Raw genomic sequence first — 21,859 nt, forward strand, 5'->3', positions numbered from 1 at the left:
GAAGATAGGAGGAGCTGAATATGCTAGAAAATGTGATTGCATTTACTGCGATCGCTCTACTAATAGGTGGAGCGGCATATGGTCTCTATTCTGTATTTCGTTATTTCATCAAAAAGGATATCACGCCATTCCCGATTATATTAGGAGGTTCGATTTTTCTCGCGGGTATTTGGTTGATTTTCATACTCGGAATTCTTGAAACAAATAATCAAGAAGCTGTTACTAATTTTGAAGAAGAGAGCACGGTAGCAGTTACAGAGGACGAAAGTGAACCTGAACCGGTAATTGAAGCGGAGGAACCTGAAGAGGTCGAAGAAGTTCAAGAACCTTCTGTGGAAGAGTTTTTACAGGATGTTCAGCCGGAGGATCCACTATCGAACTATGAAGATTACATGGAATTTTATGAATTACAAATTAACCGAGGATACACTGTTTACGGCATGGAGTTTGATGAAGTTACAATCGAGAATCAAAACATAATCGTGGTATATGACGCAGACTCAATTATCGAGGTAGGTGTGAATAAAGATTTAGATCAAGTAAAAAATGATCATGTCAAAAGGGTTCAAGAAGACTTGACGACAACGATAGAAGGTTCATCAGATATGGGGACAGATGCAATTCAACTTGAAAGAGGTTTTGCTGTTGTAGCCAGCACTTACAATGGATCAAGCAACTTTGCAGTGACACTTCAAAATGATCAAGGGGAAATGATTGATTTACTAGTGAATGAAATAGGAAACTATTCAGGAAAGAGTTTTGTTTGGATTGAGGATACAGGGGATTATTACTTAAATATAAATGGCAATCAAGGTAATTGGACAATTAACGTTATGCAATATCGACCACTCGAAATAGAAAGTCTACCAGGTGATATAAAAGGAAAAGGTGACGATGTGGTCTTTTTTGAAATTGATAAAGGGTCTTATCAAATTTCATTTTCACACAATGGGGATTCTAATTTCGCTGTGACCGTTAACAAGGTTGATTTGTTAGTGAACGAAATAGGGAGTTACGAAGGCTCTCAACGTTACTCTTTTGAAGAGTCTAGTGTATATGTGTTTGTTATAACGGCAGATGGAGACTGGAGTATCAATGTTAAAGAATAGTTAAATTAAAACTGATAACGAAATAGTTTAACTTGGACACAGGTATGACAAAAATCTTCCCGATACAGTAATATAGAAGAAACAAGGAATGGGAAAAAGAATCAAAAAGTTTCCTCGAAAAAGAATTGATTCCTACAAATTCATGCGCTACAATCAAATTACCGAAAGCGCTTTCGGGAAGAGGAGAATAATATGGGTACGATTTATGATTTAGCCAAAAAAACAGGATTCTCAATCACGACAGTGTCCAAAGCGTTGAACAACTACAAAGACGTGAGCGACAAGACGAGAGCGAAGATTCTTCAAGCCGCTGCTGAGATGGACTACTTGCCGAACGCACATGCCCAGTCGTTATCGACGAAAAAATCATGGGCGATCGGGGTCATGTTCTCAGAGGCGAACGAAGTCGGGATGAAACACCCGTTCTTCAACGGAATCATCGAAAGTTTTCGTCACGCGACAGAGGAGCAAGGCTATGATTTAATCTTTGCCTCGCGTAATCTGCGCAATCGTGATATGAGTTATCTCGAGCACTTCAAACACCGTGCGGTCGACGGCATCGTCGTCATCTGCTCGGACCGAATGGATGAGCAAGTTCAGGAGCTCATGCGAAGCGACATCCCGATCGTCGTCGTCGATATGGACAGCGCCAATTGTAGCGTCGTCTATTCCGACAACATCGAGGGGGCACGTCTCGCTGTGAATTACCTCTATGAACTCGGTCATCGAAAAATTGCCCACATCGCTGGGGATGAGACGATTGACGCTGGAGCGGCACGGATCAAAGGATATGAACTTGCGATGCAAGAGCTGAACCTTCCGATTCGACCAGGCTACCTCGTCAACGCTGGTTTCTTCTCAGTAGGAGAAGGTAAGCAAGCGATGGAGCGATTGCTTGAACTCGACGATCAACCGACTGCAGTCTTTGTGGCCGGGGATCAAATGGCAATCGGCGTCATCGAAGCGATTCACGAACACGGTCTTCACGTCCCGAATGACATCTCTGTCATCGGATACGACGACATTGAAATGATCCAATACATTACGCCGAAACTGACTACGATTCGCCAAGATACGGATGAAATCGGGGAAGCGGCAGCAGAACTTTTACTTGAACAAATGACCGCGAAAGAGCGACTCACCGAACGTCGCATCATTCCGGTAAGCTTAGTAGAACGGGCATCTTGTGCGCCGGTCAAACAGTGATTTATAGCCAATGATATTTCGAAGTCGCTCTCTTTTCTTCAGTGGATGGAGAGGGGAGCGCGATTTCGAAAGTCATTTTTAGAGAAAATCGAAACCGCTTTCGATATTTTATTTCGGATAAACCGAAAGCGCTTTCGACAATTATTTACCTCTTTTTGCAAGCGCTTTCTAATACTACTTATAAAAAGGATGGGAACAACACATGCGTAAACTTGTTAGCTTACTTACCATTGGAGCACTTTCAGTTGGTGTCTTGAGCGCTTGCTCTGACGGCGGCGAAGGATCATCTTCAGAAGGTTCAAAAGATGATGTCCTAAAAATTTGGTCATTCACAGATGAGTTGAAAGAGCCAATCAAAACGTTCGAAGAGCGTAACGGCGTGAAAGTCGAATTGACAATCGTACCGACGGCTGACTACGCAACGAAGTTGAAGCCAGCTCTTGAAAGTGGCGTCGGCGCACCGGACGTCTTCACGGGTGAAATCGCGTTTCTTAAACAATGGATTGACGCTGGATATTGGGAAAACCTTTCGGAAGAACCATACAACGCAGAAGAAGTTTCTGGAGACATCGTTCCTTACGTCTTCGACCTTGGGAAAGACAAGGACGGAAACGTTCGTGCCCTTTCATGGCAAACAACTCCAGGTGGGATCTACTACAAACGTAGCATCGCTAAAGAAGCACTCGGTACAGATGACCCGGCTGAAGTCGGCGAAATGATGAGCTCGATGGACGGACTTTTCGAAGTCGGTGAAAAGCTTAAAGATAAAGGCTACAAACTCTTCCCAGACGAAGGTTCAATCCGTTGGTTCGCACAAGGCGATGACCCACAAGCATGGGTAAACGAAGACAATGAACTTGTCTTGACTGAAGGGAAACAAAACTACTTCGACTACGCAAAAGAGCTTCGTGAAAATAACTTGACTGCCCTTGCACCAGAATGGTCACCATCTTGGTTCGAAGGAATGGACAAGCCGATCAAAGTGAAAGAAGGCGGTAAAGAAACGGAAACAGAAGTCTTCTCTTACGTACTTCCAACTTGGGGTCTCCACGCTGTCTTGAAAGAGAACGCGAAAGACACTGCTGGTGACTGGGCTGTAACAAGCGGACCAAGCCCATACTTCTGGGGCGGTACATGGGTCGGAATCTACAAAGACTCTAAACATAAAGAAGAAGCTTACGACTTCATCAAACTCATGACACAAGATGAAGAGTTCTTGACTGAATGGGCGAAAGAAACAGGCGACGTACTTGCCTTCAACCCAGTTACAGAAAAAATCAAAACGGACTTCAGCGACGAGTTCCTCGGCGGACAGAACAACTACGAGTTCTTCCTCGGCGAAGCAGAATCGATCAAACCAGGGATCGTTACGAAATACGACCAACAGCTCGACACGCTTTACGGAGCGGCAGTTACATCTTACGTAGAAGGTAAGAAGTCGAAAGAAGATGCAATCAAAGAGTTCAAGAAACAAGTTAAAAACGCTTACCCAGACATCGTAGTAGACTGACGATGACCAACACGAGGGAGGGATTTCCTCCCTCGGTTCTTATGGAAGGAGAAATACACGTGAAAAAATTAGATCGTTACGGCTATCTGTTCATCGCCCCGTTCTGGGTTGTTTTCTTGACGTTTAGCATTTATCCGGTTTTCTTGACGCTTTATTATAGCTTCACGAATTACACCGGTAGCCCAGGAGAAGAGATTGTCGGATTTGCGAACTATACACGGTTGTTGACGGACACATACTTCATCGAAGCGTTTTTCAACACCATCAAGATTTGGGGAGTCAACTTCGCCTTGCAGATGGGAATGGCCCTTTTACTGGCGCTCTTATTCTCAGATCTACGTTTGAAGCTAAAAGGATTAAACTTCTTCCGTTCATTCTTCTATCTTCCAAACTTGATCACAATCAGCTCGGTCGCGCTTTTGTTCGGTATTTTGCTCGACTGGCAGCATGGTTCACTCAACATGGTGTTGATGAAAATCGGTTTGATCTCAAATCCGATCGACTGGTTGGCAGAACCCGTGACGGCTCAACTATCCGTCTCACTCATCTTGACATGGATGTGGTTCGGTCACTCCTTTATCATCGTGATGGCCGGTGTCTCAGGAATCTCAACAGATTACTTTGAAGCCGCTCACATCGACGGTGCGAACCGTTGGCAGATGTTTACGAAAGTGACGTTGCCGCTCTTAAAACCAATTCTTCTCTACATCATGATCACATCGCTCATTGGTGGACTTCAATTGTTCGACCTTCCGATGTTGATTACAGATGGAATCGGTTCACCAGACGGCTCGTTGAACACGATGGTGCTTTACTTGTATAACCAAGCCTTCAAGTACAACAACTACGGCTACGCATCTGCGGTCGCTTACGGCTTATTCTTGATCACGCTCATCTTCTCGGCGATCGTCTTCAAAGGTATGTTCCGCAACGAACGCGCAACACAGAAGAAGGGGGCGTAAGCGATGGAACAAAATGCAGAAACACGGCGAATGCTTCCGGATAGCGAAGCGCAGCCAAAACGTAAAGAAGACCGTCCACTCAAAGTGGTGCCACCTAAAAAACAAAAGTCGAAGCATCGTGTTGTAAGAGGCTTGATCTATGCAAGTTTGGTTATTCTTGCGATTATCTGCTTCATCCCGTTCTTGATGATGATCATCAACGCGACTCGGACGAATGGAGAAGTCATATCTGGCTTCACCTTGATCCCTGGTAATGCGTTGCTCGATAACTACGCTACCCTAAGCGAGTACATCAACATCTGGACCGGCTTTAAAAACAGCTTGATTATCTCGGTATCGGTGACGGTACTTTCGGGCTACTTCTCAGCCCTTACAGCTTATGGATTCACGTTCTACAACTTCAAAGGGAAGAATGCGATGTTCATCTTCATGCTCGTCATGATGATGGTTCCGGCACAACTTGGACTCATCGGATTCTACGAGATTTCAAAAACGCTCGGCATTCTCGATACGTTCATCCCGTTGATTGTCCCTGCGATTGCAACACCGTTCACGGTCTTCTTCATCCGCCAGTACACGCAAGCGACACTTCACATCAGTTTGATTGAAGCGGCACGGATTGACGGTGCGAGCGAGTTACGTATTTTCCATACAATCGCGCTCCCAATGATGATGCCAGCGATTGCGACGATGTCGATCTTCACGTTCATCGGCTCGTGGAACAACTACTTGATGCCACTTGTCCTCTTATTCTCTCCTGAGAAATACACGTTGCCTGTCTTGATGGGCTTCTTGAAAGGATCACAAGTCGCAGAAAACCTTGGCGCGCTTTACCTAGGAATCGCGATCTCGGTCGTACCGATCATGATTGCCTTCTTGTTCCTCTCGAAGTACATCGTCAGCAGTATTTCGGCAGGTGCTGTCAAAGAATAAATATAGAGAAAAGAGGAAAACACTATGCATTTTAAGAAAGACTTCGTATTCGGGACAGCCACGTCCTCATACCAAATTGAAGGCGCACACAATGAAGGGGGACGTACCCCTTCCATCTGGGATATGTTCTGTGACATCGACGGGCGCGTGTTTGAAAAGCATAACGGCGATGTCGCATGTGACCACTACCATCGTTACGAAGAAGACATCCAACACATCAAAAAGCTAGGTGTCGACACGTATCGATTCTCCATCGCGTGGCCACGAATCTTCCCTGCCAAGGGAGAGTATAACCCAGAAGGTATGGCGTTCTACAAAAACTTGGCGCTGCGTCTCCGTGAAGAAGGAATCAAACCAGCCGTCACGATTTACCACTGGGACCTTCCGATGTGGGCTCATGAAGAAGGTGGCTGGGTCAACCGTGAGTCGGTTGACTGGTTCCTCGATTATGCGAAAGTCTGTTTTGAAGAGCTTGATGACATCGTCGACTCTTGGATCACCCACAATGAGCCTTGGTGTGCCGGCTTCCTCGGCTACCATGTCGGTGTTCACGCACCGGGTCATCGTGACATGAACGAAGCGGTACGCGCCGTGCACCACATCTTGTTGTCGCACGGAAAAGCGGTCGAATTGTTGAAGCGAGAGATGACATCCACGACCCCGATCGGCATCACGCTCAACTTGTCACCGATGTACGCGAAGACGGATTCGGCGAATGACCGCCTTGCGATGAACAATGCCGACGGGTATTCGAATCGCTGGTTCCTCGATCCGGTCTTCAAAGGCCAGTATCCGGTCGACATGATGAACTTGTTCTCTAAATATGTGCATAACTTCGATTTCATCCAATCGGGTGATCTGGAGACGATCTCGACAGCTTGCGATTTCTTCGGCATTAACTTCTACAGCCGTGGCATTGTCGAGTTCAACGCAGCAAATGATTTCTTGAAGGCAGACGCTTATTCGGACTATGAGAAGACGGGCATGGGCTGGGATATCGCCCCGAACGAATTCAAAGACCTGATCCGTCGTTTACGCGCCGAGTATACTGACCTTCCCATCTATATCACAGAGAACGGAGCCGCATTTGACGACGTGCTGGAAAATGGCGAAGTCCATGACGATAACCGGATCGACTACGTCCGCCAGCACCTCGAAGCCGTTTCTGACTTGAACGATGAAGGCATGAACATTCAAGGCTACTACCTCTGGTCGCTCATGGATAACTTCGAATGGAGCTTCGGATACGAGAAGCGCTTCGGAATCCTCTATATCGACTTTGAGACACAAGAGCGTATCTGGAAAGATAGCGCGAAGTGGTATGCTGGTGTCATCGCCGACCATAAAGCCAAACACGCGGATAGCGTCGAGGCGTAACATGCATCCATCCCTGCCGCTACGGGGATGGATTTTTTTGTGTGCAATTTATCTGTTGCGGGAACTGTAAGAGGGGGAGGGATATTCATGAAACGAGAATTTTCGACATACGAAGTAACGGGCTATGACGACCAAGGGAAGATCAAGTTCGTTCATTTGAGAGAAGGGGAATTCGTGTTGCCGGTTGAGATTAAAGGAGACGACTTACTAAAAATCAAGAAGATGATGGAACTGAATCCCGGAGTGACTGTGATTATTCATGCGGCGGTCGACCAGAAACGGATGCGGCTGCTTGAGGTGGACGGATATTCGCTCCGAAAAAAGGATATGTAAAACGCCAGCACCGAAAACGGGCTGGCGTTTGTTTATGGAATCAAAAGGATTTTCCCTTGGCTCTTCCGACTTTCTAAAAAGGCATGGGCCGATGCACCATCTGACAAGGCGAACGTTGTCGGTGATGGAATGATGAGTGAACCGTCCACGATCCAACTGAACAATTCGTGCGACCGACGAATGCGTTCCTCCTTTGAGGTGAGGACGTTCCATAAGTCGCCACCCGTCAATGTCTTCGATGTGTCCATGAGCATACGCGGATCGACCGGTTTTGGGTCGCCACCGGCCATGCCGTAGAAGACGACCGTCCCACCGATGCACGTTGCTTCAAAGCTGTTTTCTAATGTCGCACCGACCGAATCATAAACGACATCGGCACCGCGACCGTTCGTGGCATTACGAATCTCTTCGACCCATGCTTCATCATAGCGATAGGCACGGGCACCATGTGTTTGAATAGTGGCCACTTTTTCGGCTGTGGACGTGAGACCGATGACCTGTCCGCCGAGACGCTGAATCATTTGCGTCAACAATTGACCGACACCGCCAGCGGCTGCATGTACGACCGCGACATCATCGGCCTGAATCCGATAGCTGTCGTGGACGAGGTAATGGGCCGTCAATCCTTGAAGCATGGTCGATGCGGCTGCTTCGAATGAAATGGCATCTGGAAGAGGAATCGCCTTGTCGAGCGGGACGGCAACAAATTCTGCGTTGGCGTGCGGGACATCGGCAAAGGCGATGCGGTCCCCGACTTGAAGCGAGGTGACGTTCGCCCCGACCGCTTCGATGACACCGGCTCCTTCATATCCGAGAATGTATGGAGGGTCTCCGACGAGGTGATAGTTGCCTTTCCGGCGATACACATCGGCATAGTTCAATCCGATGGCTTTTGTGCGTACCAATACTTCATCAACTTGTGGCATCGGTGTCGGGACTTCTTCATATGTTAAAACATCAGGACCACCGAACTGATGGAAGACGAGTGCCTTCATGTTGATCACTTCCTTCGTTAGACTCACTCAAACTATAGCATACGTTGCTTGAATCACTTATAGAGATGCCCAAGACAAAGCCTGAGTCCAATTTGATGAACTCAGGCTTTCTTCGTCTCGATTTGCTTTCCTGCTTGATAGCCGGCCGCTAAAATGAATAAGATACCTACGATGAAAGGAATGACTGACTGAAAGGCAAGACCTGCTGCAAACGAGGATGAGGCAAATAGCGAGAACATGACGGTGACATTTCTTTTCATCCTACCCCAACTTTCCAATCTTTTCCTACATCATAACAGCCCTCCTCATTGCTGAGAAGGGCTGTCGTTTTTGTTTCAGGCTGACGCTTTGTCTGCTTCTTCTTGTGCTTTCAATTCTTCACCGTACGAGACGCGGTCTTGAATGCGAACGAACGGAAGGTAAACCGCAACGGCCATAGCGATTGTTGCAATCTGTAAGAGCGCAGCACGCCATCCACCAATCAAGAATCCAGAGATGACTGGAGGTGTCGTCCATGGTACTTGAAGCGCGTTGAACGGCTCGACCCAACCCCAAAGGATCGCGAAGTAAACCATGAATGAAGCGATGGCTGGCACGACAACGAATGGGACGAACATGATCGGGTTGAAGACGATTGGCATCCCGAAGATGACCGGCTCATTGATGTTGAAGATACTTGGCGCAAGTGACAACTTACCGAGCTGCTTCAAGTGTGCCGAACGTGCGACAATCAGTGTCGCGATGATGAAACCGATTGTGATTCCTGATCCACCGAGTTTCGTGAACACATCGAGGAACTGGATTGTAACGATTTTTGCGTTCTCGCCAGCGACAAGCGTACCACCTGCATCGATGATCGCTTGGTTTTGAAGCGCGTTCGCTGTGAGAAGTGGTCCCATGATTCCCATAAGGATTGCAGCACCGTGAATCCCACACCACCACATGACAGACATGAGCACCATGATGATAACGGCTCCAGCGAGTGTGTCTGTCAAGTTTTGAAGTGGTGCTTGAAGCACATCATAGATGACTTCTGTGAACGTACGCTCTGCAACCGCTTGGAAAATCGCAAACGTTGCAACGGCGAGCGAGATGATTGCCAAACCAGGAACAAGTGCAGAGAATGAGTTCGATACGCCTGGCGGTACACCGTCTGGCATTTTAATGCTAATCCCGCGTTTGATGAACTGCGAGTAGATGAATCCGACTGTCAATCCGACGATGATGGCAGCGAGGACACCTTGTCCACCTGTCCATACTTTTGGAATGACGCCACCGACGAATTCCCCAGATTCAGACAAGACAGAAGCTTGTGTGATGATGAGGAACGAGATGATTCCGAGAATACCAGCCGGTACCCCTTCGATCTTTTCGTTCTTGACGTACGAGTAAGCGATTCCAAAAACACCGATTAAAGCAAGGATGTCAAACGTCGCACCGACGACTTGCGTGAGCGGGAGTGACCAGTCTGCCCCGAATAGACCTGACATGAAGTCAGCCCAACCTGGAATCGGTAACGCCAGGATGAGAAGGAACAGCGACCCGATGATGGTCATCGGCATCGTGAGGATGAACCCGTCCTTAATCGCAAGGACGGGCTTGGCGTTCGCGAAGCGAACAAAAGCAGGGGTGAACTTTTCAAATACTCTTTCTAAGCGGCTCATAGGGGAACCTCCTTATAGGTCTTCAGCGCGCGTGGCGATGATCTCTTTATACCAGTGGAACGACTGTTTCTTCTTCCGTTCGAGACCGTTGTTGTGGTCGACGTAGATGAAGCCGTATTGTTTCTTATAACCGTTCAACCAACTGAGAAGGTCAATTGCAGACCAAGCGTAGTAACCGGCAACGTTGATGCCTTGTTGAACAGCATGTTTGACTGCACGAAGGTGACCTTCGATGTACTCGATTCGTGGCGTGTCCATGATTTCACCGTCGACGATCGGGTCGACATCACCGAGACCGTTCTCTGTGATATAGATTTTGACGTCGCCGTAACGATCTTTCAACATGTGCATCCCATCGAGGAACGCTTCCGGTGAGATTTCCCAATCCCATTTCGTGTACACTTTGTCGTCCATCTTGACTGTCTTATAGACGCCATCGAACGATGGGTTACCAGGGCGACCTGTCGAGTTCTCACGTCCACCAGCCATGACGAGCGCTGAGTCATTTTTCATGACGCGCTGCGGGCTGTAGTAGTTGAGACCGATAAAGTCGTTCATCGGAGCGGTACGTTTCAAGACGTCGAGTTCTTCCTCTGTCATTTCAGGGAAAAGACCTTGTTTGTTCAGACCGTTCACGACGTACTCTGGATATTCACCTTTTAAGATCGGGTCGTAGAACCAATGTGTCGCATAAGCGTTCGCATGCATTTCGGCAAACTTGTTCTCTTCTGCGTCATCGATACTGAACGCCGGGTTGAATACGTGCGTGATCCCGATTTCGCCAGTGTGACCGTTTTGTTTGAAGAGCTCGACGGCACGGGCGTGAGCGACGAAGACGTTATGCGTCGTTTGGAAATAACCTTTGACGTCGCCTTCGATGCCTGGCGGGTGTGCGCCTGTTAAGTATCCAAGTGAGCAGAAGATGACCGCTTCGTTGAACGTGATCCAGTGGTTCACACGGTCACCGAACGATTGGAAGCAAGTATCCGCGAAACGGACGAATGCGTCAACCGTCTCTTTGTTCTTCCAGCCGCCTTTTTCTTCAAGTGCTTGTGGAAGGTCCCAATGGTAGAGTGTGACGAATGGGACGATGTCGTGTTTCAAACATTCGTCGATCAAGTTGTTGTAGAACTCAAGTCCTTTTTCGTTCACTTCACCCGTACCGTTCGGGAAGACGCGTGGCCATGAGATCGAGAAGCGATACGATTCGAGTCCCATCTCCGCCATGAGCGCGATGTCTTCTTTATAACGGTGGTAATGGTCGACTGCGACGTCGCCGTTTGTGTTTTCAAATGTCTTACCAGGAATTTTCGAGAAGACGTCCCAGTTCGAGAGACCTTTCCCGTCCTCGTTCCATGCGCCTTCGACCTGATAAGAGGCCGAAGCAGCGCCGAACAAGAAATCTTTAGGCATTTTCAAAGTCATCACCTCAGTTTATTTATTTACAAGTTTTAATGAGTGGTCTAATACTTTCGCACCGTTCATCATGCCGTAGTCGACTGTGTTGATGACATCGATTGGAACACCTTTTGGTTCGCAGATTTGCTTCCCTTTTGAAAGAAGGTACTTCACTTGTGGTCCGAGAAGCGCAACGTCGATGTTGTTAACGTATGTTTCCATCTCTGATTCTGGGTAAGCTGCGATTTCAGCTTCGATACCGCGCTCAGAGGCAACCGCTTTCATTTTTTCTACTAACATACTTGTTGACATACCTGCCGCACAGAAGAGTCCGATTTTAATCATTTTTGATCCATTCCTTTCAATTCGTTGATTTCGTTTTGCATGTTCATCATATATCCAAGCATTTCTTTAACGAGAATTGTGTTCATCAAGTGATCTTGCGCGTGCACCATGAGGACACCGACTGTTGCCGATTTACCTTGTGCTTCGAGCGTGACGAATTTCGTTTGAATCGCATGTGCTTCTTTTAATGTTGCGTCACCAGCAACGACTGCTGCCTCGGCTTCTTCTTTTTTTCCTTCTTGCATGAGGAGCATCGCTTGATGGTAGCTCGCTTTGGCGTCACCCGAGAGGGCGATGAGACCGAAAATATCTTCCGGTGAAATTTCGATTGTTTCAGAAACCATAGTATCTCTCCTTTTTGTATGGATAACTAAAATTCATAGGTACAAATATTTTCTACACGTTGATAGTAGCACGAAAGCGTTTTCGTGTAAACCCTTTCTTTTTGAAAAATTGCATAAAAAATGCGCACGAGAAAAGCATCTCCCGGGCGCGTTTAGGACTTGATGTTCGAGACTTTGAGCATTTTGACATGTTTAAAATGATGGATGGAACGAGAGACGTCGAAGATTTGACCATTTGTTAAATAGACGGTGTTGTCGACAATCAAGGCTGGGTCATTCTCGTTCAAGTCGAGCAGATCGGCGGACTCAGAATCTAAAAAGTCTGCGTAAATGACTCGGTCGGCGAATCCGATGGCAAGTTTTTGGTCACTTCGTAAATACGTATAAATCGACTTTTGAACGATGTTCTCGTCTAAGTAGATGACGAGCTCTTTTCGGAAGTATGAATCTTCCACCGAGAACGGGTGGTCATCGACGAGACGTAGACGCTTCACGAAGTAGACGGGGGTCCCGATCGGGCACTTCATACGTTCTGCGACTTCATCGTTTGCAACCGTCTGTTCAAAATGTAAGACGCGTGTTTCGACTTTCCGACCACTGAAGTCACTTGTGAGACCTTGAAGTTTTTCAAGGTTGATGTAATCGCTATTGTAATGGTCGCGGACGAAAACGCCGCTCCCTTGGACTTGATAAACGTATCCTTTGTTGACGAGGATCTCGATTGCTTTTCGGACCGTATTGCGACTGACACCATATTTATTGGCGTACTCATCTTCGGTCAATAATTTATTCGTATGTTGGTAGACGTGATTGACAATGTCTGATTCAATCTGGCTCGCAACTTGCTTGTACTTCGGAGACATACGGTTCTACACCTTTCATAAAAAATTTGTAGGAATGAATTCGCTAACAGTATAGCAGATAACCTTTGTAAGCGGATACGTTTCATTCGTTAATTGTTGAAAAAAGTCGAACGATTAATTGCGGGAATATTCGGAAAATGTGAAACAATGATGGCATAGAATGCGTATATAAGAAAAATGCACGTTAGAGAAAGGAGGTGCTCGATTTGACTGAGACACATTGGTATATAGAAGAGACAACATGGCGGAAGTCACATCTTCAGGTCGGTTATACATTGCTGGCGTTTATTGTACTTGCAATTATCCTATCGTTCTTCGGACGTTATGTCTGGCTGACCGTTCCGTTTGTTTTGATCTTAATCGCCATGATTGGATTAGATGTGAAAAAGTATAGAATGCGTCGTAAGCATATGGATAATCAAAATCTGATGCGATTACTGATATGGAACCTACTTTATGATTTGATCAGTTCAGGTGTGCTTATCTCACTCATTTCAGCTCTTCTCATCTTTCAATTTGACAGTTTGGCGTTAGCGATAGGTCTTCTCGTATGGGGAGTGGTGAGCGATCAGGTGTCACGAACGTTTCAAAAGAAATTAAATGAACAGGTTCCATTATTAAAGCAGTTGGATCAGGAGCGACAAAAATGATGAATGAACGGATAACGCAAGAGAAGGCATGGAAACGTTTATTCGACCAATGGATCTTCGGCATATTTGGAACATTGGTGGTACTCATGGTTCCCATCAGTTTATGGACGGTTGACCTTACATGGGGCGTGTTGTATATCGCCTGTACATTCATTCCGTTGAACATCTTATATGTGAAGCGTTATCGGATGCGCCTGTCATTTCAACCAGAATTGAAAGGGTTATATCGTCGTCAACTTGCTCGGAACGGGATCAACAGTGTTGCCTTCTTTCTCGCATTGAATTATCAATTATTGTTCACATCAAACGTGGCGTATATATGTGTCACGGTGTTCATCGCAGGCGCGATGTTATGGACATGGAACGTGGAGACGCAGACAAAACGACAAGATGTAGAGTGTATCAACTTTAACAAGGAGGCGATATAAGTGGAGCAAGACATAAAGTGGATGCAACGGATGCGAGGTTATGCCGTACCCGTCATGATTCTATATGTCACAGCCGTCATTGTCGCCCTCTTGTTAGAGAAAATGTGGTTGATTCCCATTATGGGGTCGGTCTCCGTGATTATCGTCGTGATGGGCTATCAAGAAATGCGCATCATGTGGCGAATGACCAAGCATCCAAAGGCACATCGAATTCTCATTATTCAATACGTATTCGAATGGGTGGATGCGATTTTATTGACGACACTCATGGTGACCCTGCTGACCGCAGAAGATTTTGGTCTCATGATTGGTCTCTTTTTCGGGATATGGGGAGTACTTAGTCCGCTTCGGCAGAAGTGGTTCACAAATCAACTCCAACATATTGAACCAGGGCTTCCGACGTATGAAGAAGTGATTGAAGGGAGGGTCTCGCATGAATCGTCCATTTGAACTCACAGTAACGCATGCCAAACAGTTCGAGCGGTTCTTTGGTTGGCCCGTACTCGTCATTTTCTTGATTTCGTTCATCGTGATGGTACGGACACAGGCGATGTGGGTCATCCCCGTCATGTTGGTCGTATCCATGGGCATGGCTTATAAAGGATATATGGAATATCGAGTCATTCGCCCTTTTGCCGAACATCAAGCGGTCGCTCGCGTGTTACGCTATCGACTCGTTGACTGTTGGATTGGTGCCGTTTCTTTATTTTTACTCTTCATCCAAATGTATGTGAACGAAGATATCTTTATCCTGACCGGTGGGATCGTCGCCCTTTGGGGGTTGACGAAATCATATCGAGAAAAGAAGTGGGAAGAGCGAATTCAGGTATATCAGTCTAGGCTACCGACGTATGAAGAAGTGTTGGAAGGAGGAGAGGACGTATGGAACTATCACCAAAAGTAAAAGCGCAAATCGACACGATTTTAAAAGTAGACCGTTGGACCGGATGGGGTGTTGGCATCATCGTCATCGGGCTCGTCGTCAGTTTTTTGATTTACGCCTCATATTGGACGCTTTCAGATGGGGTGATCACGGGATCGTTATATGTGGCACTTGCCGCAATTCTGACGAGTGTATTTATCCGATATCGGATGTGGCTACGTTTTGTGACGAATCAAAAGGCACGTAACCTCTTATCATTCAAAATGATGGCACACACGCTCGCCTTGACGGGGGTCGGGATTTACGGACTCTTTTACTTCACGAGTGAAGCGACAGGTCCACAATCGTTCCGTGTGTTCCTCCTTTCGCAGCTGACGTTTTTCGGGATTGAATATTTGGCGAAACGCTTTGACCGGGTCATTCAATCTTATGATGAGAACTATTTGACGGATCAAGATTTAAAAGAGATTCGTGAAGTCCGCGAATACGAGAAGGAGCAACGTCGTGAACAAACGTGATCAGATGAGAGAGCTTGTCACAGTGGAAACTGAAAAGAATGGAGTCTTCACTTTTCTGTCGTGGATGGTCTGTATATCGTTGTTTGTGGCGACTGAAAAAGGATGGGTGTCAGCAGGAACTGTTCTTTTGATTGGTCAATTTGCGGGATTATTTGCGATTAAAAAATCTTGGAGGAAAGAAACAATTCAATTGAAGTATTTAACGAATCGAGACGCCAAACGTCACATACACTTGATGTCGATTTTTAATTTTTTGACGTTCCCGATTTTGCTCATCCTTATGTTCGGATGGGTAACGAAACAAATTGAGACACCTTACTTTATTGGGTTGATGGTGACTGGAGGTGTCATATCCGTCATCGGTCATAAATGGTACGAGCGATATATGGTTCGTCTCGACGAGAACTATGTCACGGAACGAGAGTTAAAAGAAGAACAAAAATGGGGGAGCGCGTGACTCACTCGAGAAAGTAGGAATATGAAGTGAGGATTGCGACGTATAACATTTGGAACCATGACACGCTATGGCAAAAACGAATCGATGCGATTTGCCAAGAAGTAAAACGAATCGACGCGGACGTGATTGCACTGCAAGAAGTCCGTTCTTACGAAGAGGGTAGTGTGGCTCATGACATTGCGGAAGCGACGGGTTATCCGTACTGTGTCTTTCATGCTTACCCCGACTCACCGGACGAAGGACTCGCTTTTTTGAGTAAAGTCCCTTTTTCTTCAGTTGAAGCGATTTGGGAAGAAGATGTGGAAGAGTCAAACTTTTGTGCGACCCGAGTGACGCTTACGTTCGGCGGTCAGGAATGGGGCATCACGAGCGTGCATCTGAATTGGCGCTCTTCTTCGATTCGAGAACTTCAGATGAGAGCGGTTCAAGACTGGTTAAGTAAAGGATGCCGGAAGTCGGTCGAAGTGTTATGTGGAGACTTCAATGATCATCCTCAATCCACTATCTATTATGACTTATCGGATACAGGGTGGCGGGACGTGACGACGTTTGTTGCGGAAGAGCCACGGGCGACGCTAGACGTAAAGCACAACCCGTACCTACAATCCTCTCATCTCGAGCAGTCTGAACGATACGATTGGATTTTGATCCGTTCCGAGTGGAAGGACGTTGAGGTTCAGCATGTCGATGTATTTGGAGACATAAGAACGAGTACTGACGTTATACCGAGTGATCATTACGGGGTTGTCGCCGATTTCATCGTGAAATAAAAGTAGGATGTGCTGCGGCGCGTCCTTTTTTATTTGAACAGGCGAGCGATGAATCCTGCGCATGCTAGGAACGGTATGACGAAAAGGAGTCCGAGCCATTGATCGCGCCAAACAACAAACCAGAAAGCGGCTTGCAGACATAGGATGCCGACTGCGGCAAAAATCACGAATAAGAATGCTTTCTTACGGGTGGAGCGGTCGTCCCACCATTCTTTAAAGTAAGGAAAACTGCAGAAGAATGCCATGGCCATAAAGAAAATCGCAGGAAACAACATGACATCCCCTAACGTGCTATTCCCTTCAAATTCAAGCCACCTGGATAAGACAGATAACAGTATGCCAATTAACAGGAAGATGCCGCCCATGTGTTTCCCCTCATTTCTTTACTCGTTACTTGTATCATGCCCGTTCTCTCCCTAGTCGAAAACCTGAAGGAGTGATGGCTTTTTAGTGAAAGTGGTGACTTTTACATGAACGGTAAAAAAGTATTCGGCGACATTTTTTCGAATTGCTCTATCCAATTCTTTTTATACTCGATAGCATGAAAGCGTATCTGGAGAAACGGTTGGATATGAAACAGAAGCGCCAGAACTCTACGGAGTTGACGAGGACGAAGGTGATCGAGATTTCGGCGGATGCCTTCCAGTTGTGTGTCACGACTGAGAGGGTCTCGTTAAAGCGTTCGGGTGACCGGACGGACAAAGCGAGACTTGATGACATTACTCTAAAAAGCCCGTTTCCTTTTTCGAGAAATCGAAGAATAGAGGAGATTTGTTTATGTGTGGAATCGTAGGAATGATCGGACAAGTTGGAACGAAAGAGATTTTATTAAAAGGGCTTGAAAAGCTCGAGTATCGCGGCTACGACTCGGCAGGGATTGCCTTGGTCGGTGAGGACGTTCTTACATTCAAAGAAGTGGGACGAATCCAAGCACTCCGTGACATCGTACCGGCTGACGCTGAAGGAACCATCGGAATCGGTCACACGCGTTGGGCGACACACGGGGTACCGAGCGTACCGAACGCCCACCCGCACCAAAGTACGACAGGACGCTTCACGCTCGTGCACAACGGCGTGATCGAGAACGACGAAATCATCAAGAAGACGCTTGACGTCCCGTTCCTCTCGGAGACGGACACGGAAGTCATCGTCCAGCTCATGGAGAAGCACTTCGTCGAGCTCGGCGATGTCGAAGTGGCGTTCCGCAAGACGCTCTCGGACCTTCACGGTTCGTACGCGATCGCGATGATCGACTCAGAGGACAAAGGGCGCCTCTATATCGGGAAGAACAAGTCACCACTCCTCGTCGGACTCGGTGACGGCACGTTCAACGTCGTCGCATCGGACGCGATGGCGATGCTCCAGGTGACGGACCAGTACCTCGAGCTCCACGACGGCGAGATTGTCATCCTCACGCGTGAGTCGGCGACGATCAAGACGCTCGACGGTGAAGTGCTCGAGCGTGCACCGTACACGGCCGAGATCGATGCGTCAGACATCGAGAAGGGCACGTACGCGCACTACATGTTGAAGGAGATGGACGAGCAACCGGCCGTCATCCGCAACATCATCCAGCACTACCAGAACGAAAACGGCGACATCGAACTCACGGACGGCGTGCGTGAACTCGTCTCGGAAGCGGACCGTGTCTATATCGTCGCATGTGGGACGAGCTATAACGCCGGACTCGTCGGAAAAGACATTTTAGAACGCATCGCCGGCATTCCGACAGAAGTGCACGTTTCTTCTGAATTTGGCTACAATATGCCGCTCTTAAGTGAACGTCCATTGTTTGTCTTCTTATCACAATCCGGTGAGACGGCGGACAGCCGTGCCGTCCTCGTCGAAGTGAAGAAACGCGGATATAAAGCGCTCACCATGACGAATGTACCGGGTTCAACGCTCTCACGCGAAGCGAACGAGACGATGCTCCTCCACGCAGGGCCGGAAATTGCGGTCGCGTCGACGAAAGCATACACGGCACAGATTGCCGTCCTCGCGATTCTCGCGTATGACATCGCTCGTGCGACAGGGAAAGAATTACCGTTCGACCTGATGCCGGAGCTTGCACGTGTTGCGACCATTATGGACTCCATCATGGCGCAAAAAGAGTTGTTCGAAGACCTCGCGGAACGTTATTTGAAAACGACACCGAACACGTTCTTCATCGGTCGTGGGCTTGACGCTTCTGTCTGTCTCGAAGGGGCGCTCAAGGTGAAGGAGATTTCGTACATCCAAGCGGAAGGGTACCCGGGCGGAGAACTGAAGCACGGGTCGATTGCGTTGATCGAAGACGGGACACCGGTCATCGCGCTCATCTCGCAACCGAAGACGAACTTGAACATCCGTGGGAACGTCAAAGAAGTCGTCGCCCGTGGCGCGAACGCCTGTATCATTTCCATGCAAGGCGTCGAACATGAGAATGATGACTTCATCTTGCCGCACGTCGAGCCACTCTTGGCACCGCTCATCAACGTATTGCCGGTTCAGTTGATGGCATATTACGCGGCGCTCGCTCGTGGATGTGACGTGGACAAGCCACGGAACTTGGCGAAATCGGTGACGGTCGAATAAACTGAACATAGTGTAAGGCACCTTTCTTCAGGAGAGGTGCTTTTTACTGCTTGCCGATATCTTTGCCAACAAGCAAAATAGTAGAAGAAGTAAGCGGTTCCAACTTATGATTAGATAAAGATAAGCGACGAAAGAAGGGCTGACATGAACGTATACATTGCTTGCCATAGCGGGTTTGTGACAAGTGCGATGGCGGCGAAGTTGTTCGCACAGGCAAGCGAGGGGCGCTTGCTTTGTACGATTACGCACGGAACGATTCAAAACATCCCGAATGAGGTGGATTTGATTCTCTATCAGGAAGGGGCGCCCCCGGTCACCCATCCAACCGCACGTGTCCGGTCAGTCCGACAACTCCTGTCGCTCGAGGAATACCGACTACTTGTCGAAGAATGGATGGATGAGCATGAGACATGAGTGGACCGCGAGAGAACGGTCGATTTTACTACACTTATTAGCAACTGAGACATCGACACCGCTCGCCGAAATCGCGCAGGCGGTGAATTTGTCTGAGCGTACGATTCAACGAGAACGACAATTACTTGAAGGCATCTTAAAAGAGTTCGAGCTCGAGCTCGCTTGGCAACGCGGGCATGGACTAAGCCTTGTCGGCAAACCGTCTGCGAAGCAACAGTTACGAGAAGACCTCATCTTATCCGCAGAAGCGATCCCGACGAGCGAGGACCGCTTATTTGAGCTGGCGTGGCGCCTTTTGTTCGAGAGCGATACACTTAAATTGCAAGCCGTAGCCAAACAGATGCACGTCTCTCCGAGTACGTTGACGCAAGATTTGGAGAAGTTGGATCGATGGTTCGAAGAGTATCATTTAGAAGTCGAGCGGAAAAAAGGTGTCGGTGCCAGAGTGCTCGGCTATGAGTCGGAGAAACGAAAATTACTGATCAACGCGTTGCTCGCTCACTGGGATACACTTGCCTTTTACCGCTTCGTTCGTGGCGAGGATGACTACATTCCGGCCTTTTTGAAGACCGTACCATGCGAAGAGATGCTGGAAGGTCTTCGGGACGGTTATGATTATTTGAAGTCACGCTCGTTTGAGCGGATGGATGACCGCACTATCATGCGGGTCACGTTCGCCTATGGTGTGCAACAAGCACGGCTAGCGTCCGGATTCTTTTTAGAGATGTATACGAAAGGCCGGTCTGAGGACTATTTGAAAGTCGCGACCGACATGGAGGAAGCGCTTGGCATCACTTACTCGATGGCGGAACGCGTCTGGTTTGCCGAGGAGGCGAATCGACTTCGCTCGATTAAAGATCAAATGAAAGAAGATGAAGAAGAGCGGTGGATCATGCAAATTCGGGTGCATAAACTAATTCATCACGTCTCGCTCATTTACGGGTTTACCTTTACGGATGACGCAGCGCTCGAACGTGGACTGCTCGCGCACATCTTGTCGAGTATGAACACGCAGGCTTTGCCGGAAACGAGTACGGTGAAACCTCATATCGACCGCGACTATCCGGGACTCCGTTCGGCCATTCAACAGGCTGCCGACATCGTCTTTGGGACAAATACCTTCTCCGAGGAAGAGACGGTATTTTGGGCGATGCACTTCGCGGCAGCACTCGTCAAACCGGTGCGGCGTCGTGAGTATCGGGCACTCGTCGTCTGCTCGGCCGGACTCGGTTCGTCGAAAATGCTCGTCAATCGGGTACGTCAAGAGTTCCCGGAGATGCAAGACGTCGTCAACTCGTCTTTATTTGGATTAGAGCAGCACCGACTTGAGGAATATGATGTCATCTTGTCGACGGTGCCATTACCACCACTCTCGGTACCGACATTGATTGTCAATCCGTTGTTGACGAGTGAGGAAGTACAGCGCGTCCGTCATCTCTTGTTGTCGTTACCGCAATCATTCCAAACGATGACTTCAAAGCCGAGATCGACGATGCTCGATTTTGCCGAACTTGGCGAACTCGTAGAGACGTTCGAGCGAATGGATGATCAGTTTGATTTGGTCACACTCAACAATACGGACCGTTTAGAAGATATCTTGGTCGACATCGGAACGCATCTCGAGGAGCGAGACCTCGTGCAAAGCGGGATTCAGTTATCTGCGCAATTGCTCCGGCGTCACGAAGTTGCAGGTCTTGGTGTCCCAGGTACAAAACTGGCACTCTTCCATGGACGACATACTTCGATTGAGAAAGCGAGTGTGTTTGCATTTGATTTAACGACGTCAATCCCGCTTCTCATGATGGATCAATCGACTGAACCCGTAACGCGACTTCTCGTGCTCCTAGCACCAGAAGAGGCGCGCGATGTCGAACTTCAATTTTTAAGTGCGATCAGTGGATCGCTCATTGAGAGTGAGGAACATATGCGTTTATACAGCACGGGGGCGAAAGAGGACCTTCGTTTGTTGTTGCACGAATGCATGAAGAAAATGATTCATGAGACGTTGTACGAAAAATGACCGAACCATGGTCATTTTTTTGTTTGGCACAAAATGTTGCCAAAGTGTGAACTGGATTGAATTGAGAAAGCGCTTACTCTAGACATACAATATGGGTGTAGAGCAC

At 47.7% G+C, this 21,859-nt stretch carries 25 protein-coding genes; 17 read left to right on the top strand and 8 right to left on the bottom strand.

Going from position 1 to position 21,859, the window contains the following annotated elements:
• The first annotated feature begins 20 nt into the window (after positions 1-20).
• From ACQKD4_RS13735 to ACQKD4_RS13765, 7 genes are all read left to right on the top strand, one after another.
• Positions 21-1,109: a hypothetical protein gene (locus tag ACQKD4_RS13735; protein WP_427373757.1), complete on the top strand. Its 1,089-nt coding sequence runs from the start codon at positions 21-23 to the stop codon at positions 1,107-1,109.
• Positions 1,110-1,301: 192 nt separating this feature from the next.
• A complete protein-coding gene (locus tag ACQKD4_RS13740) occupies positions 1,302-2,315 on the top strand; it encodes a LacI family DNA-binding transcriptional regulator (protein WP_427373759.1) in 1,014 nt (337 codons plus the stop codon).
• Between the two features lie 202 nt (positions 2,316-2,517).
• On the top strand, positions 2,518-3,825 hold the full coding sequence (locus ACQKD4_RS13745; protein ID WP_427373760.1) for an ABC transporter substrate-binding protein: 1,308 nt from the start codon (positions 2,518-2,520) through the stop codon (positions 3,823-3,825).
• Between the two features lie 59 nt (positions 3,826-3,884).
• Complete coding sequence (locus ACQKD4_RS13750) at positions 3,885-4,787, top strand: carbohydrate ABC transporter permease (protein ID WP_214696921.1); 903 nt, start codon at positions 3,885-3,887, stop codon at positions 4,785-4,787.
• A 3-nt stretch (positions 4,788-4,790) separates the two neighbouring features.
• Positions 4,791-5,720 (top strand): carbohydrate ABC transporter permease, encoded by a 930-nt coding sequence (locus tag ACQKD4_RS13755; RefSeq protein WP_214876822.1) that lies wholly within the window; start codon positions 4,791-4,793, stop codon positions 5,718-5,720.
• Between the two features lie 24 nt (positions 5,721-5,744).
• A complete protein-coding gene (locus tag ACQKD4_RS13760; protein WP_214876824.1) occupies positions 5,745-7,097 on the top strand; it encodes a GH1 family beta-glucosidase in 1,353 nt (450 codons plus the stop codon).
• An 87-nt stretch (positions 7,098-7,184) separates the two neighbouring features.
• Positions 7,185-7,430, top strand: a complete 246-nt coding sequence (locus ACQKD4_RS13765) for a hypothetical protein (protein ID WP_427373762.1) — start codon at positions 7,185-7,187, stop codon at positions 7,428-7,430.
• A 32-nt stretch (positions 7,431-7,462) separates the two neighbouring features.
• Here ACQKD4_RS13765 and ACQKD4_RS13770 read toward each other — a convergent pair whose 3' ends face one another.
• The 7 genes from ACQKD4_RS13770 to ACQKD4_RS13800 all read right to left on the bottom strand — a co-directional run bounded on the left by ACQKD4_RS13770 (position 7,463) and on the right by ACQKD4_RS13800 (position 13,039).
• Complete coding sequence (locus ACQKD4_RS13770) at positions 7,463-8,425, bottom strand: quinone oxidoreductase family protein (RefSeq protein ID WP_427373764.1); 963 nt, start codon at positions 8,423-8,425, stop codon at positions 7,463-7,465.
• A 101-nt stretch (positions 8,426-8,526) separates the two neighbouring features.
• Positions 8,527-8,685 (bottom strand): hypothetical protein, encoded by a 159-nt coding sequence (locus ACQKD4_RS13775; RefSeq protein ID WP_427373765.1) that lies wholly within the window; start codon positions 8,683-8,685, stop codon positions 8,527-8,529.
• A 75-nt stretch (positions 8,686-8,760) separates the two neighbouring features.
• Complete coding sequence (locus tag ACQKD4_RS13780) at positions 8,761-10,089, bottom strand: PTS sugar transporter subunit IIC (protein WP_214696903.1); 1,329 nt, start codon at positions 10,087-10,089, stop codon at positions 8,761-8,763.
• A gap of 12 nt (positions 10,090-10,101) precedes the next feature.
• Entirely contained in the window at positions 10,102-11,508 is a 1,407-nt protein-coding gene (locus ACQKD4_RS13785) for a GH1 family beta-glucosidase (RefSeq protein ID WP_427373767.1), read from the bottom strand.
• A gap of 15 nt (positions 11,509-11,523) precedes the next feature.
• On the bottom strand, positions 11,524-11,832 hold the full coding sequence (locus tag ACQKD4_RS13790) for a PTS sugar transporter subunit IIB (protein WP_224863627.1): 309 nt from the start codon (positions 11,830-11,832) through the stop codon (positions 11,524-11,526).
• A complete protein-coding gene (locus ACQKD4_RS13795; RefSeq protein ID WP_214696899.1) occupies positions 11,829-12,176 on the bottom strand; it encodes a PTS lactose/cellobiose transporter subunit IIA in 348 nt (115 codons plus the stop codon). Before ACQKD4_RS13795 ends, ACQKD4_RS13790 begins: the two co-directional genes overlap by 4 nt.
• A gap of 152 nt (positions 12,177-12,328) precedes the next feature.
• On the bottom strand, positions 12,329-13,039 hold the full coding sequence (locus ACQKD4_RS13800) for a GntR family transcriptional regulator (protein WP_214696897.1): 711 nt from the start codon (positions 13,037-13,039) through the stop codon (positions 12,329-12,331).
• 206 nt (positions 13,040-13,245) lie between these two features.
• Between ACQKD4_RS13800 and ACQKD4_RS13805 the strand changes: the two genes are divergently transcribed.
• Genes ACQKD4_RS13805 through ACQKD4_RS13835 form a run of 7 tightly spaced genes read left to right on the top strand, consistent with a single transcriptional unit; the run spans position 13,246 to position 16,745 of the window.
• Positions 13,246-13,689, top strand: a complete 444-nt coding sequence (locus ACQKD4_RS13805) for a hypothetical protein (RefSeq protein WP_427373769.1) — start codon at positions 13,246-13,248, stop codon at positions 13,687-13,689.
• Complete coding sequence (locus ACQKD4_RS13810) at positions 13,689-14,117, top strand: hypothetical protein (protein ID WP_427373771.1); 429 nt, start codon at positions 13,689-13,691, stop codon at positions 14,115-14,117. The genes ACQKD4_RS13805 and ACQKD4_RS13810 overlap by 1 nt, the downstream gene beginning before the upstream one ends.
• Complete coding sequence (locus ACQKD4_RS13815; RefSeq protein WP_427373773.1) at positions 14,118-14,567, top strand: hypothetical protein; 450 nt, start codon at positions 14,118-14,120, stop codon at positions 14,565-14,567. It abuts the gene before it with no gap.
• Positions 14,551-15,021 carry a hypothetical protein gene (locus ACQKD4_RS13820; RefSeq protein ID WP_427373775.1) on the top strand — a complete coding sequence of 157 codons (471 nt, stop codon included), beginning with the start codon at positions 14,551-14,553 and terminating at the stop codon, positions 15,019-15,021. Before ACQKD4_RS13815 ends, ACQKD4_RS13820 begins: the two co-directional genes overlap by 17 nt.
• The gene (locus ACQKD4_RS13825; protein ID WP_427373777.1) at positions 15,000-15,518 is read left to right on the top strand and encodes a hypothetical protein; all 519 of its coding nucleotides are present in this window, start codon (positions 15,000-15,002) and stop codon (positions 15,516-15,518) included. Before ACQKD4_RS13820 ends, ACQKD4_RS13825 begins: the two co-directional genes overlap by 22 nt.
• Positions 15,505-15,975, top strand: coding sequence for a hypothetical protein (locus ACQKD4_RS13830; protein ID WP_427373779.1), 471 nt, complete (start codon positions 15,505-15,507; stop codon positions 15,973-15,975). Before ACQKD4_RS13825 ends, ACQKD4_RS13830 begins: the two co-directional genes overlap by 14 nt.
• Before the next feature lie 26 nt (positions 15,976-16,001).
• Positions 16,002-16,745 carry an endonuclease/exonuclease/phosphatase family protein gene (locus ACQKD4_RS13835; RefSeq protein ID WP_427373780.1) on the top strand — a complete coding sequence of 248 codons (744 nt, stop codon included), beginning with the start codon at positions 16,002-16,004 and terminating at the stop codon, positions 16,743-16,745.
• Positions 16,746-16,774: 29 nt separating this feature from the next.
• Here the strand turns inward: ACQKD4_RS13835 and ACQKD4_RS13840 are convergent, their stop codons facing one another.
• Positions 16,775-17,110, bottom strand: coding sequence for a hypothetical protein (locus ACQKD4_RS13840; RefSeq protein WP_427373782.1), 336 nt, complete (start codon positions 17,108-17,110; stop codon positions 16,775-16,777).
• A gap of 412 nt (positions 17,111-17,522) precedes the next feature.
• Here ACQKD4_RS13840 and glmS point away from each other — a divergent pair, with 412 nt between their 5' ends.
• The 3 genes from glmS to ACQKD4_RS13855 all read left to right on the top strand — a co-directional run bounded on the left by glmS (position 17,523) and on the right by ACQKD4_RS13855 (position 21,753).
• On the top strand, positions 17,523-19,319 hold the full coding sequence (gene glmS, locus ACQKD4_RS13845) for a glutamine--fructose-6-phosphate transaminase (isomerizing) (RefSeq protein WP_427373784.1): 1,797 nt from the start codon (positions 17,523-17,525) through the stop codon (positions 19,317-19,319).
• A gap of 144 nt (positions 19,320-19,463) precedes the next feature.
• The gene (locus tag ACQKD4_RS13850) at positions 19,464-19,733 is read left to right on the top strand and encodes a hypothetical protein (protein WP_427373786.1); all 270 of its coding nucleotides are present in this window, start codon (positions 19,464-19,466) and stop codon (positions 19,731-19,733) included.
• Entirely contained in the window at positions 19,723-21,753 is a 2,031-nt protein-coding gene (locus tag ACQKD4_RS13855) for a BglG family transcription antiterminator (protein ID WP_427373788.1), read from the top strand. Before ACQKD4_RS13850 ends, ACQKD4_RS13855 begins: the two co-directional genes overlap by 11 nt.
• Positions 21,754-21,859 lie beyond the last annotated feature (106 nt).

The sequence above is a fragment of the Exiguobacterium sp. NPDC077395 genome (genome assembly GCF_050269125.1).
Lineage (GTDB): Bacteria > Bacillota > Bacilli > Exiguobacteriales > Exiguobacteriaceae > Exiguobacterium > Exiguobacterium aestuarii_A.